The following is a 15,200-nucleotide window of genomic DNA, read 5'->3' on the forward strand; positions in this document are numbered from 1 at the left end:
CCGTTCAGCGCTTGTGGCGCGTGGTTTTGCGTTCGATGAGCTTGGTATCGAGCAGGTGGTTGGAGGGTGGGTTGGGGGGATCTGTATTCAAAAGTCGTTCGCACAGCAGGTTCGCGGCGAAGGCACCTTGGTCGGCAACGGGTTGCGCCACAGTGCTCAGTCCAAGGAACCAGCTCATGGGGTGGTCATCGATTCCGATCACGGAAACGTTCTTGGGCACGGACAGGCCATGCTCCCGCAAGGCCATCAGCGCGCCGAACGCTGCTTCGTCACAATGGGCGAACACTCCAGTGGGCCGTGCGCCGCGGGTGATGAGTTCGGTCATTGCCCGGCGGCCGTCGTCGATGCTTGGCCCGGCAGCCACCACAAGGTCCGGGTGGACGGTGAGGTGGTGTTCATCCAGTGCACGCCTGAAGCCGTGGAACCGTGGGGTCTCAGTCACAACGGAGTGATCATTGCTCGAGAGAACGGCCAAGTCCCAATGGCCCAGCCCCAGCAGGTGTTGGGTGGCCTGCCAAGCTGCGTGCTCGTCATCGATACCAACATTGTCCCACGGAACATTCCGCATGCCCACGCTGGCGACTGGCAGCCCGGAAGCCTCCAAGGCTTCCACTTCCCCGGGGTCGAGGTCAACATTGAGCAGGAGCAGCCCGTCCACCCTTTGCGCCAACCGTTCAAGATCGCCGAAGACCTGCTTACGCACGCTGGTCTTGTTCCGAAGGCTGATCAGGACGGTGTCGTAGCCGCTGTCGCCGAAGACCTCTTCTGCCGCTTCCACCGCCTGCGCGAAGAACCAGGCTGTAGCGGTGGGGGCGATGATGGCCACGGAACCCGTCCTGCCACCCGCCAGTCTGGATGCTGCTGCCGAGGCTTTGTAGCCCAGCTTGTTTGCGGCTTCCGCCACTTGCCGTTGGGCCTTTTCGGAAACGTTGGGGAGATTCCTCAGAGCCCTGGACACCGTACAAATGGACAATCCGGAGAGGACTGCGACGTCCTGGATTGTCACCCTGTGAGTCCTAACCATGCAACACGGCCTCAACCCTTTCCATACTCGATTACACGTTGGGATAGCGGCACTGCACCCGGGGAGAGCTCCCACATTGGGGCGGCCGCAAGCCAAAAGTGTAAGCGCTTACAATTTTGTCATTCAATACTGTGTGGTCGAATGCGAATTTGTGACGCGAATCTCACGGAAAGGTTGATTCTGAGGGGCTAATGCCGTCTAATCCAGAGCCTGCGCCTAAGCTCCCGTTCGCCTTCCGTGCCCGTTCAAGACCGTCCGTGCCCGTTCAAAACCCTCAGTGACCGTTCAAAACCCTCAGTGCCCGTTCAAAACGTAGTACCGAAGGAACGCGCTGACATCCACCAGCTCCGCAGGCTCGATCCTGTGCCCCATCCCCGGGTAGGTACGCGCCGTCAAAGCCACGTTCGCGTGCAGCCACTCGTCGGTGTGGGCGATGGCGTCTTCATTGATCACCGGGTCCGCCTTGTCGCGGCCCCAAAAGAACGGCGGCGGCGAATCGAAGGATTCGCTGAGCGCCAGGAGGTCGTTGTCCAGGACGAACCCAGACAGGCCAACCGTTGCCTTGAAAGCGTGGGGCCGCAGCCGCAGGAGCGTGCTGGCCATGGCCATTCCCTGCGAGTAGCCGAGCAGGCTAACGCTGCTGTGGTTCTCTTTCACGGTGTTGATCCAGTTGAAAACGGAGTTGGTTGAAGTGATGACGTCGGCGAAGTCGTTAGTCAGGAAGTAGTCCAGGAGGAACCAACCGTAGTGGTCGCCAATTTCCTTCGGGCCGCGAAGGGCCGCACAAGTGAATTCCGCGGGAAGAAACGGAAACAGGTCCACCATGCGCTGCTCGCTGGTGCCGTAGCCATGCATCATCACCAGCAACGGGGTGCCCCCACGCTGGTTTTCGGGCTTCGACCAGACCACTGAATCCATGGAACGAGCCTAGTAGACTGGCCGCATGACACCGCAGGAACTGGCCAACCTGGCCCATCTGCGGCGCGCTCGCGATTTCATCGATCGCGAGTACGCGCGACCCTTGGATGTGCCCACCATGGCGGCCGGCGCCCTCATGTCCCCCGCGCATTTCTCCCGCCAGTTCAAGGCCGCGTACGGTGAATCTCCCTACAACTACCTCATGACCCGGCGCATCGAACGTGCCATGGCCCTGCTGCGGGCCGGAACCAGCGTCACCGATGCTTGCATGGAGGTGGGCTGTACATCCCTGGGCTCCTTCAGTTCACGCTTCACGGAGATCGTCGGCGTAACGCCCAGCGAATACCGCTCGCGCGAGCACCATGCAGTGAAGGCGATGCCCACCTGCATCGCGAAGCAGCAAACGCGCCCTGAAAGAAACGGCAATAAGAACCTGAGCAGGATTGAAGAAGCGCCCGTCTCACAGCTGCAATAGCGTGTGAGACATGAACATTTCATTGAAGTATGCACACGTCACCGTCAACGATGTCGATGAGTCGCTCGCCTTCTACCGCGACGCCCTCGGCCTGGAAGTCCGGAACGACGTCGGCTCGGACGGCCAGCGCTGGGTCACCCTGGGCAGCGATGCGCAGCCGGACCTCGAACTCGTTCTTTCCCCTCCGCACGCCGGCCGCTCCCAGGCTGATGGCGACGCCATCCAGGAGCTGCTCACCAAAGGCGTCATGCCCATGCTCGTCTTCAACACGGACGATCTCGACGCGACGTTTGAAAAGCTGCGCGCGTCGGGTGCCGAAGTGCTCCAGGAGCCGATTGTGCAGCCTTGGGGTCCCCGCGACTGCGCCTTCCGCGATCCATCCGGGAACATGATCCGCATCAACCAGGGCTAACGCCCCAGTATCAGTACGACGACGGCGGGTACCCGGCGCACTTACCGGGCCTGCCGCCGTCGTGCTTTCCGCAGGTCGTCGTACTTTCCGCGGAATGTGGGGTGCTTTTCCCGGTTCCGCAGCCACCAATCAGTGGCTCAACAGGCCCGCGCTTGAGCGTTCGCCGTACTCGTGCGTCGAGGCGATGGCGGCGGAAACGACATCGGAGAGCCTGAGCCGCCGGTTGTAAGCCTGACGTTGAAGACGTTCACCCGTGCCGCGGCGCAGGATCTTCGCCACGCCGGACCGGGCGAGTGCCAGGTCCCCGGATCTAGTCAGCGCCCCGCGTACGTGCCTCAACAAGGCCCCCGCTACATCCGCAGCAGGATAGGGCCGGTGGTCCGTCGGGTGTATCAGTTGATCGTTGATGCCAAAGCGGCTGGACCGCCAGTTGGCCATGCGCAACAGGCTGGTCAAAGCGTCCGACGGCGGCTCCCCCTTCCGCCATTGTGTCGCCGCAGTCTCCACCAAAGCCCGGGCAATCACCGCGATGGTGAGTGCGTCCTCGGCGTACAGGCAGACGTCGGCGATCCGGAGTTCAACAGTGGGATGGCCTCTGGAAAGGCGGGCATCGAAGTAGATCATGCCCTCGTCCAAGGGGACGCCTGTGCCCAGGAGGTTCGCGAGCACCCCGCGGTAGCCTTCTGCCGAACCGAAGACATCCATTGGCCCGGCCGTGGGCCACCTGTTCCAAATTTGGGTCCGGTAACTGGCAAAGCCTGTGTCGGAGCCCATCCAAAACGGAGAATTGGCACTCAATGCAAGGAGCACAGGCAGCCATTGGCGCATCCTGTCCAGGACGCCCACGCCTTCATCCGGCGATTCGATCGCCACGTGGACGTGGAATCCGCAGGTTAGCTGCTCGCGCGAAATAAGGCCGAACTCGGTGCCCATGGTTGCGTAGCGTTGATTGCCCAGGGTGGGCGTCGCATGGAATTCGGGGGGTGTGGCCAAGGCTGCCACCCTGGCGCCCAAGGTCCGTGCAGCCGAGTCGGCCAATGCCCGGCCAAGGCGGATCTCGTCGCGAAGCTCCGCTGCTGTCCGGCAAGGCCGGGAATTCACCTCAATCTGTTCCTGTTTGAACTCGGACTTGAGGGAATCCCCGGCTTCCGGATAAGTTGCCGCGTTCATGTGGGGTTGGGCAGCTATGTCCAGAATGCCGGCAGCAAGCGGAAGCGGCATCCCGTCAACGGGATCTGCGATCAGCAACTCTTCCTCGACGCCAAACGTACGCATAGCTACCCTCCCCGCAGTAACGAAATTAGATGCCGTGGTTATCCCACGTGGCGCGGAACCTCCATCTGGAAACCGCAGCGGCAATGGAGCACCTGCGTTTGCAGATAGACCTCGAACAGGCTCGGGCCGTCCGGGTCGTCGGTGCTACGGGGTGGCTCGATGATGCTCTCCGAGGGGCGTCCCAACGTCATGGGCTCGCCGCAATGCGTGCAGCTGAACCACAGGCCGGATGCGGACGTAGACAGGAATTCGGCTTGGATCTCCGGTACTAGTTCAACCAGGGGCACGGGGTGGGCGTAAAACGTATCGCACTCACTGCAGGTATAGCTGACTTCAACGATTTCGGATTGGTTCGGTTCTGCTTCTACGACGGTCTCAACAAAAATGTACGAATCAGTATTGCAAACAGTGCACCAAGGCCGTGTGGCGGTGTCAAAAGTTGCGGGTTTCGCCCCAACCATGGGTTTAGGGGCGGGAATAGGGGATCCAAGCGTCATTGCCATTCTCCTTTATGCACGTATCCACCGCGAGGTGGGTTCCGACAACATATTGAATCGCGTCGGGAGAAGCTGATTGCTCCTCGAGGAGGCCTGCATGGATGCACGCGGCGAGCCGGCCGATTGTGGCCACAGCTTAAGGTGCAGTTCTTGGACCATCTTGGATGGCTTCAGGTCATGAGTCTCCAAGGGCTATCTGCTTAACCCACCTATGAATGTAGTTCATCAGTGGCGGGCGTCACAAGTGTGCAAGGTCCGTCACAGGTCCTAACGGTGGGGATGAAAACTCCGGCGACGGCCCTTAGGGCTCAAAGTGCGCTACGGGAGCTTCGGCCGCCACAGCCTTGATGAGCTGCTCAGCCACGTCCCTGAGTTTTTGGTTGCGACCGTTGGAAGCCTTGGTGAGGATCCTGAAGGCCTCATCCTGGCTACAGCGGTTTTGGCCCATAATGATGCCGCAGGCCAAGTCGATCACTGTCCTGGACTGCATTGCCGCCTGAAGATCCTCGGCATGCTGCTGCTTGACGCCGATCCTCACGGCCAACCTCAATGAACGCTCGGCCTGGCTGGCGTACAACTCACAATTCCGGATTGTCTCGTCGTCGTAGACATTGGCCTTCGGGGCGAAGAAGTTCAGGGCTGCCGTAGCCCCCTCATCCAACTCCAGCGGGACGCAAAGGGCCGACAGGTGCCCCCGTTCCGCGATGACAGTACAGTACTCGGACCACCTTTCCTCCTTGGAGGTATCGGGCACATGCACCGTGGCATGGGTGCGCATGGCCTCCAGGCAGGGGCCATCGCCGTAAGCTTGCTGAACTTCATCGATCAGCCTCGCTTCATGGGTACTTCCGGCCACGGTTGCAGTGCGGCGTCGCCTGCTCAAAGTGATGCCGCACAGGACGTCCAGGCCTACGGCTTCGGAGACGGAGGCCGCGGAGAAGACGGCAAGATCATGCAGGAATCCTGCTACATCATCGCTGTCGATCACCAAGTCCTGAAGTTGTTCAGGCACCGAAACATCGTCAAGCGATGGGACAGTATCCGGCGGCGCTGGGACATCGTCCGGCACCGCAAAATCAACGTGCATTTCGTCCATGATTCAGTTTACGATCGTCCGGAGCCAACTCGTCACTCCCGGAAGAACAAGCTCCAGAATCCTTGCATCTGCCGTGCACCTATGTGCACAATCTAGCTAGAGTCCGCATTGCCGGACAGGCTTTACAGCTCATGCAGACGGGCACCCCGCATTAACAATGCAGAGGTAAATCCCATGTCGGCCCAGCCCGAGTCAAGAGTTCCCGACGAAGCCCACCAACCAGACGACCCCCTATGGTGTACACACTGCAATACTGACCAACATTTGGTGGTGGATTCGATCCAATCGCACTATCCTCCCTCCCCCAACACAGTAGATGTGGCCTACGAATGCCGCGCCTGCAATTACTCCTACGACCAGACCGCCACGGTACAAAGAGTGGCCGTCGTCCTGAACCGCCCCGGGGTTTCCCAGGGAGTACTGCAGTTCGGGGGCCAGTACTTGCATTGTGGGGAACCCATGAGGACCAGTAGTTGCGAGCTACGGCGGATCCAGGCCCCGCTTGTCCTGAAGCGTGGGGGCCAACTACGCATGTACGAGGTCATCATCAATACCCGCATCCTCCGCTGCCCGTGCGGCTTCCGCATGGAAATCCCGGACTAGATGCGGTAATCACGCCCCTAGCAACGAAACCAGTTTTAACAGAGGTAGAGGAACAGGAAGGGAAAACATGCAGACCGATTCAAAGAAGGACGAGTCTCCAGTTACCGGGACTGATCACAGGCCGGTTAGAAAGCACAAGCTTCCGGATCCGCCGGACCCGGACAATCTTCCGATCGACTACCCAGGCTCCGGGTGGGACATCAGCAGGTACTCGCCCAGCGTCGCGCGCGAACTTCATCGGCGTACCACGCACCTACGGGGCGTTTGACCTTGAGTGACTTCCCGCCGGACCCTTCGCAACCGGATCCCACCAGGAAAGATCCCACCAGGGAACCGGGACCCACACCGGAGCCGGTTCCCTTGCCGGAACCAGGACCTCCCCCGGTCCCGGACCCGACGCCGGGGCCAACAGTGCCGTCACCACCGGCGCGGCCAGATACTGGACAACCGCCTGGACAGCCACCTCTTTAGGAGGTTTCCAACCCCATAGACCGGATCCTGGCAAATCCCCCAGTCAGGACCCGAAGGAGGGCATGCCGCACTACAGGGAGTGTGGCATGCCCTTTCGCGTGTCCGAAGCTTTCGCGTGCCCGAACTTTGGCGCGCCTCGAAGCCAGCCAGCCTCATCGCCCTGCGGAACAGCCAACCCGCCCATGCAATCTTTGTTTATGTTGGTTTCTATTGACTTACCAACACAAACAAAGATAGAGTCAAGCAATTCCACATCGTTGTGACAGCAGTCACCTGATGGGCTGCACTGACAAATGGCTTTACCGCAATGGAGGGTAAGTGTTCGCTGAAGAGCGCCAACAACTGATCTCCGCACTCGTCGCAGAGCGCGGACGGGTGAGCGTCACTGACCTCGCCGACCGTTTCAGCATCACCACGGAAACCATCCGCCGTGATCTCGCAGCTCTCGAAGTTTCGGGGAGCCTGCGCCGCGTTCATGGTGGGGCTGTCCCCTCGGACCGCTTGAGTACCCGCGAGGAAAGCATCCTGGAGCGCGCCATCCAGCGCCAGACCGAGAAACACCGCATCGCAGCTGCCGCGCTCGCCCTGATTCCGGAACTCACCACGGGCAGCATCCTGCTGGACGCAGGCTCCACAACCGAGACCCTGGCAGACCTGCTCGCGCAGCGGACGCCCGCAGCCAACGGCAACGAAGAACTCGTGGTCATCACCCACGCCATTCCCATTGCCGGCAAGCTTTCCTCCACAGCGGGCATCGCCCTTCAGATCCTGGGTGGCCGGGTACGCGGGCTGACCCAGGCCGCCGTCGGACAGTCCACAGTGGAGGCCGCTTTCAGGCTTCGTCCTGACATCGCCTTCGTCGGCGCAAACGGCATCCACGCCACCTTCGGGCTCAGCACGCCCGATCCTGAAGAAGCCGCGGTAAAAGCCGCCTTCGTCAAGTCAGCCCGCCGCGTTGTGGCATTGGCCGATTCTTCCAAGCTGGACGCCGAGACATTGGTCCAGTTCGCCACCCTGAAGGATGTTGACACTTTGATTACAGACAGTGAACCCTCCGCTGAACTCAGCGCAGCCCTGGCCGAAGCCGGCGTTGACGTGGTGATCGCATGATCGTCACACTCACGGCCAACCCAAGCCTGGACCGCACGGTGGAGCTTCCGGCACCACTGGCCCGCGGCGAGGTACAGCGTGCCGTCGCTGTCCACCAGGAGTCGGGCGGAAAAGGCGTCAACGTCTCCCGCGCCCTGGTAGCTTCCGGCCTCGAAACACTCGCCGTCCTTCCAGGCGCTGACTCGGATCCGGTACTTTCCGGACTGCACGACGCCGGTGTGCCGTTCGCTGCCCTGCCCATCGGTCAGGCGCTACGCAGCAACGTCACCCTCACCGAACCGGATGGCGTCACCACCAAGATCAACGAACCCGGCCCGGAGCTGAGCGACGAACAGCAGGAAGCCCTGATCGGGCTGCTGCTGGAGCGCTCCCGTGGCGCCAGCTGGGTGGTTCTCGCAGGCTCGCTCCCACCAGGAGTGCCCGCGGATTTCTACGCCACAATCGCTCGTCGGCTCCGGTCGAACACTGATGGATCGGCCATCCCCGGCATCGCCATCGACTCTTCCGGGGCTCCGCTTGCGGCAGCTTTGAAAGGCGATGCCGCAGGAAAACCCGATCTCCTCAAGCCCAACGCCGAAGAGCTCGCAGAGCTCGCTGCCGCTGCCGGCTTCGCTATTGTCTCCACCGCCGAGGAACTGGAAGCCGACCCGGCACGAGCCGCCCAAGCTGCTGCCGCCGTCGTCGAAAGCGGTGTGGGCGCCGTTCTGGCAACACTCGGATCCAAGGGCGCAATCCTGGTGACGGCCGATGGGGCGTGGCTGGCCACGCATCCTCCCATCCAGGCCGTCAGCACGGTGGGCGCCGGGGATTCTGCACTGGCCGGCTACTTGCTGGCTGCTATCCAAGGCGGTTCCGCCCAGGACTGCCTTCGTCAGGCCGTGGCACATGGTGCCGCTGCTGCTTCGCTGCCGGGCTCCACTGTCCCTGCAGTCCACCAGACAACCCCCAACGCCGTAACCATCACGGCCCTCCAGAAGGACTAACAGTGACCCAGCTGATCACACCCCAATTGGTCATCCTCGACCAGAACCTGGGCGACTCCCCTGCCGACGTCATCCGCGTCCTGGCCGGCAAAGTCGCCGCTGCTGGCCGTGCTACCGAGGTTGAAGGGCTCTTCACTGATGCCTTCGCCCGCGAGCAGAAAACCGCTACCGGCGTCCCCGGCGGCATAGCGATTCCGCACTGCCGCTCGGCCGCAGTCACCGAGCCCGCCCTTGCCATGGCCCGCCTGTCCCACAAGGTGGACTTCGGCGCCAAGGACGGCCCGGCGGACCTCATCTTCTTCATTGCCGCCCCGGACGGCGCTGACCAGGAGCACCTGAAGTTGCTCTCCAAGCTGGCCCGCTCCCTCATCAAGAAGGACTTCACGGCAGCGTTGCGCGCGGCAGCCACTGAGCAGGACATCGTGGACCTCGTTGATGGGGCCTTGGCGGACAAGCCCGCTGCAGCTGCAGCTGCTCCGGCCACCGAAGCTGCTGCAGCACCCGCTGCCGCTGGGGCCACTGCCGGATCAACCACGACGGCGGCTGCCGGACCCAAGCGCATCGTCGCCGTTACAGCGTGCCCCACCGGCATCGCCCACACCTACATGGCTGCTGACTCACTGGTTGCCGCGGCCCAGGAAATGGGCGTGGATCTCCAGGTTGAGACGCAGGGTTCCTCCGGGGCCAAGCCGCTGGATCCGGCCATCATTGCCGCTGCTGACGCAGTGATTTTCGCTGTCGACGTGGACGTCCGTGGCAAGGAGCGCTTCGCCGGCAAGCCGGTCATCAACGCTCCGGTTAAGCGCGGCATCGATGAACCCACCAAGATGGTCCAGGAAGCGTTGGCTGCTGCGGATGACCCGCACGCCCGCCGCGTCCCGCACTTCGGTGCCGAAGAGCAGGCCGAGCGTGCTGCTGAGGAAAAGGGCGAGCACATCGGCCAGAAGCTCAAGCGGGCACTCCTCACCGGTGTTTCGTACATGATCCCGTTCGTAGCGGGCGGCGGCCTGCTGATTGCGATCGGCTTCCTCCTTGGCGGCTACGAAATCACGGGCTTCGCTGACAAGATGCTGGTTCAGAACAGCATCTTCAACCTGCCCACCGAGTTCCCGGACAACGCCTGGGGTCCGCTTGGAGCCTACATCGGTGCTGTACTGTTCAAGATCGGCGCACTGTCCCTCGGATTCCTGGTTCCCGCGCTGGCCGGCTACATCGCCTATGCCATCGCTGACCGTCCCGGCATTGCCCCCGGTTTTGTTGCCGGCGCTGTATCCGGGTTCATGGGCGCAGGCTTCCTCGGGGCCATTGTTGGCGGTCTGCTGGCCGGCTACATCGCTTTCCAGATCGGCAAGCTCGATGTTCCCCGCTGGCTGCGTGGCCTGATGCCTGTGGTCATTATTCCGTTGCTCGCCTCCCTCGTGGCCTCCGGCCTGATGTTCCTGATCCTTGGTGCTCCGATCGTGGCACTGACCAAGGCACTGAACACCGGCCTTTCGGGCCTCACCGGCGCAGGCGCAATCGTCCTCGGCATCATCCTCGGCCTCATGATGTGCTTCGACCTTGGTGGTCCTGTCAACAAGGTTGCCTACTCCTTCGCTGTTGCGGGCCTCGGCACGGCAACGGTGGCAAACCAGGCACCGTGGCAGATCATGGCCGCAGTGATGGCAGCGGGCATGGTTCCGCCGCTCGCCATGGCCCTGGCTACCGTGCTGGACAAGAAGCTGTTCTCCTTGGCTGAGCGTGAGAACGGAAAGGCCGCCTGGCTTCTGGGTGCATCCTTCATCTCCGAGGGCGCCATCCCGTTCGCAGCTGCTGACCCGCTTCGCGTCATCCCCGCCAGCATGGTGGGTGGCGCCGTAACCGGTGCCCTGTCCATGGCCTTCGCGGTCACGTCCAAAGCTCCGCACGGTGGCATCTTCGTGTTCTTCGCAATCGACAACTTCCTGTTGTTCTTCCTGTCGATCGCTGTCGGCGTGGTCATCACCGCGCTCCTTGTAATTGCCCTCAAGCGCTGGGCTGTCCGCAAGCCGGTTGAGGCCGAGGCAGTTCCCGTCCCAGCAGGCGTGTAAGTCCCGGCAGGCGTGTAAGCGCCGGCAGATAACCCGTCAGCCCAAAAGCACCCAAGCAATCAGAGGACCAGATACATGCAGACCTTCTCAGGCGTAGGCGTAGCTCCCGGGCGCGTCCTGGCACCGGTAAAGCAGATGCCGAAACCGATCCAGGAGCCGCACCCGAACGTCAACATTCCTGCCGACGTCACGGTTGAATCGCAGGGGCAGCGCATCAAGGACGCTGCCAAGGCGGTTCAGGCTGAACTGAGGGCCCGCGCGGCTACGGCCAACGGAGAAGGCAAGGAAGTTTTGGAAGCAACGGCTTTGATGGCCGCCGACCCCATGCTGGTGAAATCGGCCATCAAGCTGTTGTCTCCTGAGGCTCCAGGTGGTGCACGGACTGCTGAACGTGCAATCTGGGAGGCTGGCGGAACGGTGGCTGAGACCCTCAAGGGCCTGGGCGGGTACATGGCCGAGCGCGTGGCGGACGTCCTCGACGTCCGGGCACGCATAGTGTCTGAGCTCCGGGGCCTGCCGGCACCGGGGATCCCGGCCTCCGATGTACCGTTCATCCTGGCGGCTGAGGACCTGGCGCCTGCTGATACTGCCACGCTGGACCCATCCAAGGTAGTCGCGCTGATTACCTCCAGCGGCGGGCCGCAGTCGCATACGGCCATCCTTGCCCGTGCTCTCGGCTTGCCCGCCGTTGTAGCCGCGCTGGGCGTGGACGAGATTGCGGATGGCACCGAGGTCTATGTGGACGGCGCCGCAGGCACCATCACAGTTGAGCCCGGTGAAGACCTGCGTTTGGCTGCCAAGGCGTGGGCCACCCAGGCTTCCACGCTGGCGGCCTTCAGCGGGAACAACACCATGGCCGACGGTTTCCGCGTGCCGTTGTTGGCAAACGTTGGCACGGGTGCGGATGCGGTCAAAGCGGCCGACGCCGGCGCCGAGGGCGTTGGACTTCTGCGGACGGAATTCTGCTTCCTGGATCGCGACGACGAACCCACTGTGGAGGAACAGATCGCGGCTTACGGAGCCGTTTTTGCAGCCTTCCCGGGTAAGAAAGTTGTGGTCAGGACCCTGGACGCGGGCGCGGACAAGCCGCTGCCGTTCCTCACCAATGCCGACGAACCGAACCCTGCGCTCGGTGTCCGCGGATACCGCACGGACCTCACGTCCCCCGGCGTCCTCGAACGGCAGCTCGAGGCCATCGCCGCCGCCGAAGCCGCCAACAATGCCGAGGTCTGGGTCATGGCACCCATGATCTCGACGGCGGACGAGGCCGCGCGGTTCGCCACGCTTTGCGCCGCCGCCGGGCTCAAAACCCCGGGTGTCATGGTGGAAGTGCCGTCGGCAGCGCTGACCGCCGCCACTGTTCTGCGCGAAGTGAGCTTCGCGTCCCTTGGCACCAACGATCTCACGCAGTACGCCATGGCAGCAGACCGCCAGCTTGGGCCGCTCGCCACCCTGAATGATCCGTGGCAGCCCGCAGTTCTGCAGTTGGTCAAGCTAACGGCCGACGGCGCCGCGCAGGTCAGCAGCGAAAGCGGCACGGCCAAGCCGGTTGGCGTCTGCGGTGAGGCAGCAGCGGACCCGGCACTCGCCGTCGTACTCGTTGGACTTGGCGTGGCGACGCTGTCGATGAGTGCCCGGGCGCTTGCCGCCGTCGCGACCGTGCTTGCCACTGTGACCGTTGCCCAGGCGCAACAGCTGGCAGCGATTGCCTTGACGGCCCCCAATGCGGCCGCGGCACGCAGCGCGGTCCGGGCCCAGCTTCCCATCCTGAACGAGCTCGGCCTCTAAACTTCCCACAACCACCCACATCAAAGGAGCACCAATGCCTGAACGTACCGCCACCATCGCAAGCCGCGTCGGCCTCCACGCCCGCCCGGCAGCCATCTTCGCTGAAGCCGCAGGCGACCTTGACCTTGAGGTCACCATCGCCCGCGAAGGCGAGCCTGCCGATGACGCCATGGACGCAGCGAGCATCCTGTCCCTCATGAGCCTGGGCGCCTCCCACGGCGATGTCGTAGTGCTGCGTGCCGAAGGCGAAGGCGCAGAAGCAGCCCTGGACAGCCTGGTGAAGATCCTCGAAACGGACCACGACGCCGAGTAGGACCGCTAAACCACCCAGCGACACGGAAAAGGCCTGAAGACCCCCGGATTTGGGTGGCTTCAGGCCTTTTTTGTGTCCTGGACCGGAATACCCTGGCTCTGCTTCCCAATGAGGAAGGCTGCAATCGAAGCCTCAGTGGGCTTCACGTCCTGCAATTCCCCGGACAGATAGGCCTCCACGATCCTGGGGTCCACGTAGGAAGTTCGCGCCACGGTGGGGGTGTTGCCCAGCAGTTGGGCAGCGTCCTTCATGGCCTTCACCAAAGCCTGGGGCCGCGTCATGGTGCCTTCGGACTTCAACAAGGACAGGGCTGCCGCCGCGGTTCCCTTCCAGGTACGGAAATCCTTGGAGGTGTAGGCCGCTCCGGCAATTCCGCGGAGGTACTCGTTGATCATGGCAGCGTCTACCGAAACCCATGAACCATCGGACTGGTAGGCCAGCAACCGTTCCTTGCCGGGCCGGCGGGCCAGCGGCTCCAGGAAAGCTGCCAGCGCGGGATCCTGGATGGAGATGTCCCACCACTGCCCGCTCTTGCCCGGGAACTTCAGGCCCACGGCATTGTCCTTGATTCGCGCGTGCCGGCACCTGAGCGTGGTGAGTCCGTAGGAGCCGTTCTGACGCATGTAGCTTTCAGAGCCCACGCGGAGAGCGCCCAGATCCATGAGACGCACGGCTGCGGCCAGGGTCTGCTGCCGGGGAGACGAGGTGTCTTTCAAGTGCAGTGTGACAGTCCTGCGCACGCCAGGAAGCACCGAGCCCAATTCCGTGGCCCGCTGGAACTTCTCGGTGTCTTTACGTTCGCGCCACCGAGGGTGGTAGATGTATTGGCTTCGACCCGCCGCGTCCACACCCGTGGCCTGGATGTGTCCATTGATGTCGGGACTGATCCACACCTCGGTCCACGCAGGCGGGATCGCCAGCGCATTAATGCGCTGGCGATCCTCTTGGCTTACCAGGCTCCCGTCAGGATACCTGTAACTGAACCCTTTGCCGGCCCTGCGGCGTTCAATACCGGGCTTGGAAAGGTCACTTCGCCGAAGCCTTGGCATTTTCAGTGATCGAGTTCAGGGGTGGGCTAGGCTTCGTCGGGATCCGTGACTGCGGCTCCCGCGCTCATGACCTCGGCGTTGATCATCCATACAAGCTGCTCCAGGCGGGCGATGAATTCGTGCAGCAGGTCCGCTGTTGTGGGATCTTCTTCGTCCACCTCGTCATGGACGTCCCGCATGGTCTGGACGGTCCGCTCCACACGATCGGTGACCAGCTTGACTGCGTTCTTGGTGTTGACCAGCCCGCCAGGGAACTCTTCAAGGCGGGTGCCGGCCGAGATGGTCCCGCTCCGGCCATCGGGCAAGGCGTGAAGGGCCCTCATCCGTTCGGCGGTGTCATCCGCGAATTGACGGGTGGCCGCAACGAGTTCGTCCAGCTGGAGGTGGAGGTCACGGAAGTTCGGACCGACGATGTTCCAGTGCGCCTGCTTGCCCTGGAGCTGTAGCTCGATCAGGTCTGTCAGGACGATTTGAAGGTTGTCTGCAAGCTGCTGTGACGCTTTCATGTTTTCCTCTCCTTGGACGGTCGGTGCAAGCGAAAAACCCTGGTGTCGAATTCCTTCGATGTGGGTCATTCATCAAGTGGCGACTTCAATAACTCTTTCATAAGGTTGCTTAGTAGTACAATGAAGAGTGTTGCTGTTCACATCTGGCGAACTTCACCCCTCGGTGAGGGCCGGAAGTGGTAGCGATAAAAAGTACTTGGAGGCGGTGGAACGCTCCCAAGTAACCGTAGAAGTAAATAGGAATGCATAGTCAGGAATCCAAAGATTCTTTGCGGATTCCCCCAGAAAGGAATGTGCTGACCATGAACACGCTTCTGATCATTGCTGGTGTAGTTGCAATTGTCCTTCTCTTGGTGGGCGGCTTCTCGCAGGCCCTGAACTGGCTGCTGTGGGTAGGCGTCGTCCTCCTCGTTATCGCAGCTATCGGCTGGTTGCTCAGCTTCATGTCAGGCCGCAGGGGACACACGGTATAGAGCGCGCACCGCGACAATGACCCGCACCGGCCAAGGACTTTGGTCGGCCTGCCGATGAATACCGCGGAACGTGAGGACTGTCCCACTGCAGGCGAACTGCAAGCAGGGGCAGTCCTCCGGCGCATCCGGCACCCGGAT

The 15,200-nt window shown here is 62.3% G+C and carries 16 protein-coding genes; 9 read left to right on the forward strand and 7 right to left on the reverse strand.

Going from position 1 to position 15,200, the window contains the following annotated elements; translation table 11 throughout:
• Positions 1-4: 4 nt before the first annotated feature.
• Both AC6I97_RS00715 and AC6I97_RS00720 read right to left on the reverse strand, forming a co-directional pair.
• Complete coding sequence (locus AC6I97_RS00715) at positions 5-1,006, reverse strand: LacI family DNA-binding transcriptional regulator (RefSeq protein WP_497943798.1); 1,002 nt, start codon at positions 1,004-1,006, stop codon at positions 5-7.
• A gap of 312 nt (positions 1,007-1,318) precedes the next feature.
• Positions 1,319-1,942 (reverse strand): alpha/beta hydrolase, encoded by a 624-nt coding sequence (locus tag AC6I97_RS00720; RefSeq protein ID WP_497943799.1) that lies wholly within the window; start codon positions 1,940-1,942, stop codon positions 1,319-1,321.
• A 25-nt stretch (positions 1,943-1,967) separates the two neighbouring features.
• Here AC6I97_RS00720 and AC6I97_RS00725 point away from each other — a divergent pair, with 25 nt between their 5' ends.
• Entirely contained in the window at positions 1,968-2,417 is a 450-nt protein-coding gene (locus AC6I97_RS00725; RefSeq protein WP_497943800.1) for a helix-turn-helix transcriptional regulator, read from the forward strand.
• Between the two features lie 10 nt (positions 2,418-2,427).
• Complete coding sequence (locus AC6I97_RS00730; protein ID WP_216922497.1) at positions 2,428-2,829, forward strand: VOC family protein; 402 nt, start codon at positions 2,428-2,430, stop codon at positions 2,827-2,829.
• A 129-nt stretch (positions 2,830-2,958) separates the two neighbouring features.
• Here the strand turns inward: AC6I97_RS00730 and AC6I97_RS00735 are convergent, their stop codons facing one another.
• From AC6I97_RS00735 to AC6I97_RS00745, 3 genes are all read right to left on the reverse strand, one after another.
• Positions 2,959-4,104, reverse strand: coding sequence for a glutamate--cysteine ligase 2 (locus AC6I97_RS00735; protein WP_497943801.1), 1,146 nt, complete (start codon positions 4,102-4,104; stop codon positions 2,959-2,961).
• Between the two features lie 38 nt (positions 4,105-4,142).
• Positions 4,143-4,601: a hypothetical protein gene (locus tag AC6I97_RS00740; RefSeq protein WP_224094801.1), complete on the reverse strand. Its 459-nt coding sequence runs from the start codon at positions 4,599-4,601 to the stop codon at positions 4,143-4,145.
• Positions 4,602-4,902: 301 nt separating this feature from the next.
• The gene (locus tag AC6I97_RS00745; RefSeq protein WP_224166079.1) at positions 4,903-5,697 is read right to left on the reverse strand and encodes a GAF and ANTAR domain-containing protein; all 795 of its coding nucleotides are present in this window, start codon (positions 5,695-5,697) and stop codon (positions 4,903-4,905) included.
• 270 nt (positions 5,698-5,967) lie between these two features.
• On the opposite strand from AC6I97_RS00745, the gene AC6I97_RS00750 reads away from it, so the two are divergent.
• The 6 genes from AC6I97_RS00750 to AC6I97_RS00775 all read left to right on the forward strand — a co-directional run bounded on the left by AC6I97_RS00750 (position 5,968) and on the right by AC6I97_RS00775 (position 13,034).
• A complete protein-coding gene (locus AC6I97_RS00750; RefSeq protein WP_497943802.1) occupies positions 5,968-6,300 on the forward strand; it encodes a hypothetical protein in 333 nt (110 codons plus the stop codon).
• Positions 6,301-7,089: 789 nt separating this feature from the next.
• On the forward strand, positions 7,090-7,881 hold the full coding sequence (locus tag AC6I97_RS00755; RefSeq protein ID WP_497943803.1) for a DeoR/GlpR family DNA-binding transcription regulator: 792 nt from the start codon (positions 7,090-7,092) through the stop codon (positions 7,879-7,881).
• A complete protein-coding gene (locus AC6I97_RS00760) occupies positions 7,878-8,864 on the forward strand; it encodes a 1-phosphofructokinase family hexose kinase (RefSeq protein ID WP_224094790.1) in 987 nt (328 codons plus the stop codon). Before AC6I97_RS00755 ends, AC6I97_RS00760 begins: the two co-directional genes overlap by 4 nt.
• 2 nt (positions 8,865-8,866) lie before the next feature.
• Positions 8,867-10,933 (forward strand): PTS fructose transporter subunit IIABC, encoded by a 2,067-nt coding sequence (locus AC6I97_RS00765; protein WP_224094788.1) that lies wholly within the window; start codon positions 8,867-8,869, stop codon positions 10,931-10,933.
• 75 nt (positions 10,934-11,008) lie between these two features.
• Positions 11,009-12,721, forward strand: a complete 1,713-nt coding sequence (gene ptsP, locus AC6I97_RS00770) for a phosphoenolpyruvate--protein phosphotransferase (protein ID WP_497943804.1) — start codon at positions 11,009-11,011, stop codon at positions 12,719-12,721.
• 34 nt (positions 12,722-12,755) lie between these two features.
• On the forward strand, positions 12,756-13,034 hold the full coding sequence (locus AC6I97_RS00775) for an HPr family phosphocarrier protein (RefSeq protein ID WP_223935423.1): 279 nt from the start codon (positions 12,756-12,758) through the stop codon (positions 13,032-13,034).
• 59 nt (positions 13,035-13,093) lie between these two features.
• Here AC6I97_RS00775 and AC6I97_RS00780 read toward each other — a convergent pair whose 3' ends face one another.
• Both AC6I97_RS00780 and AC6I97_RS00785 read right to left on the reverse strand, forming a co-directional pair.
• Positions 13,094-14,083, reverse strand: a complete 990-nt coding sequence (locus tag AC6I97_RS00780) for a DNA topoisomerase IB (protein ID WP_497943805.1) — start codon at positions 14,081-14,083, stop codon at positions 13,094-13,096.
• Between the two features lie 26 nt (positions 14,084-14,109).
• On the reverse strand, positions 14,110-14,589 hold the full coding sequence (locus AC6I97_RS00785; protein ID WP_497943806.1) for a Dps family protein: 480 nt from the start codon (positions 14,587-14,589) through the stop codon (positions 14,110-14,112).
• Between the two features lie 302 nt (positions 14,590-14,891).
• On the opposite strand from AC6I97_RS00785, the gene AC6I97_RS00790 reads away from it, so the two are divergent.
• A complete protein-coding gene (locus AC6I97_RS00790) occupies positions 14,892-15,062 on the forward strand; it encodes a hypothetical protein (protein WP_018778938.1) in 171 nt (56 codons plus the stop codon).
• Positions 15,063-15,200: the final 138 nt, after the last annotated feature.

Source organism: Arthrobacter sp. TmtSoilC48 (assembly GCF_059739425.1).

Bases quoted from the DNA above. Each gene is read 5' to 3' on its own strand.
- AC6I97_RS00720 (WP_497943799.1), bottom strand. From the start codon at position 1,942: ATGGATTCAGTGGTCTGGTCGAAGCCCGAAAACCAGCGTGGGGGCACC.
- AC6I97_RS00725 (WP_497943800.1), top strand. From the start codon at position 1,968: ATGACACCGCAGGAACTGGCCAACCTGGCCCATCTGCGGCGCGCTCGC.
- AC6I97_RS00730 (WP_216922497.1), top strand. From the start codon at position 2,428: ATGAACATTTCATTGAAGTATGCACACGTCACCGTCAACGATGTCGAT.
- AC6I97_RS00735 (WP_497943801.1), bottom strand. From the start codon at position 4,104: ATGCGTACGTTTGGCGTCGAGGAAGAGTTGCTGATCGCAGATCCCGTT.
- AC6I97_RS00740 (WP_224094801.1), bottom strand. From the start codon at position 4,601: ATGACGCTTGGATCCCCTATTCCCGCCCCTAAACCCATGGTTGGGGCG.
- AC6I97_RS00745 (WP_224166079.1), bottom strand. From the start codon at position 5,697: ATGGACGAAATGCACGTTGATTTTGCGGTGCCGGACGATGTCCCAGCG.
- AC6I97_RS00760 (WP_224094790.1), top strand. From the start codon at position 7,878: ATGATCGTCACACTCACGGCCAACCCAAGCCTGGACCGCACGGTGGAG.
- ptsP (WP_497943804.1), top strand. From the start codon at position 11,009: ATGCAGACCTTCTCAGGCGTAGGCGTAGCTCCCGGGCGCGTCCTGGCA.
- AC6I97_RS00775 (WP_223935423.1), top strand. From the start codon at position 12,756: ATGCCTGAACGTACCGCCACCATCGCAAGCCGCGTCGGCCTCCACGCC.
- AC6I97_RS00780 (WP_497943805.1), bottom strand. From the start codon at position 14,083: ATGCCAAGGCTTCGGCGAAGTGACCTTTCCAAGCCCGGTATTGAACGC.
- AC6I97_RS00785 (WP_497943806.1), bottom strand. From the start codon at position 14,589: ATGAAAGCGTCACAGCAGCTTGCAGACAACCTTCAAATCGTCCTGACA.
- AC6I97_RS00790 (WP_018778938.1), top strand. From the start codon at position 14,892: ATGAACACGCTTCTGATCATTGCTGGTGTAGTTGCAATTGTCCTTCTC.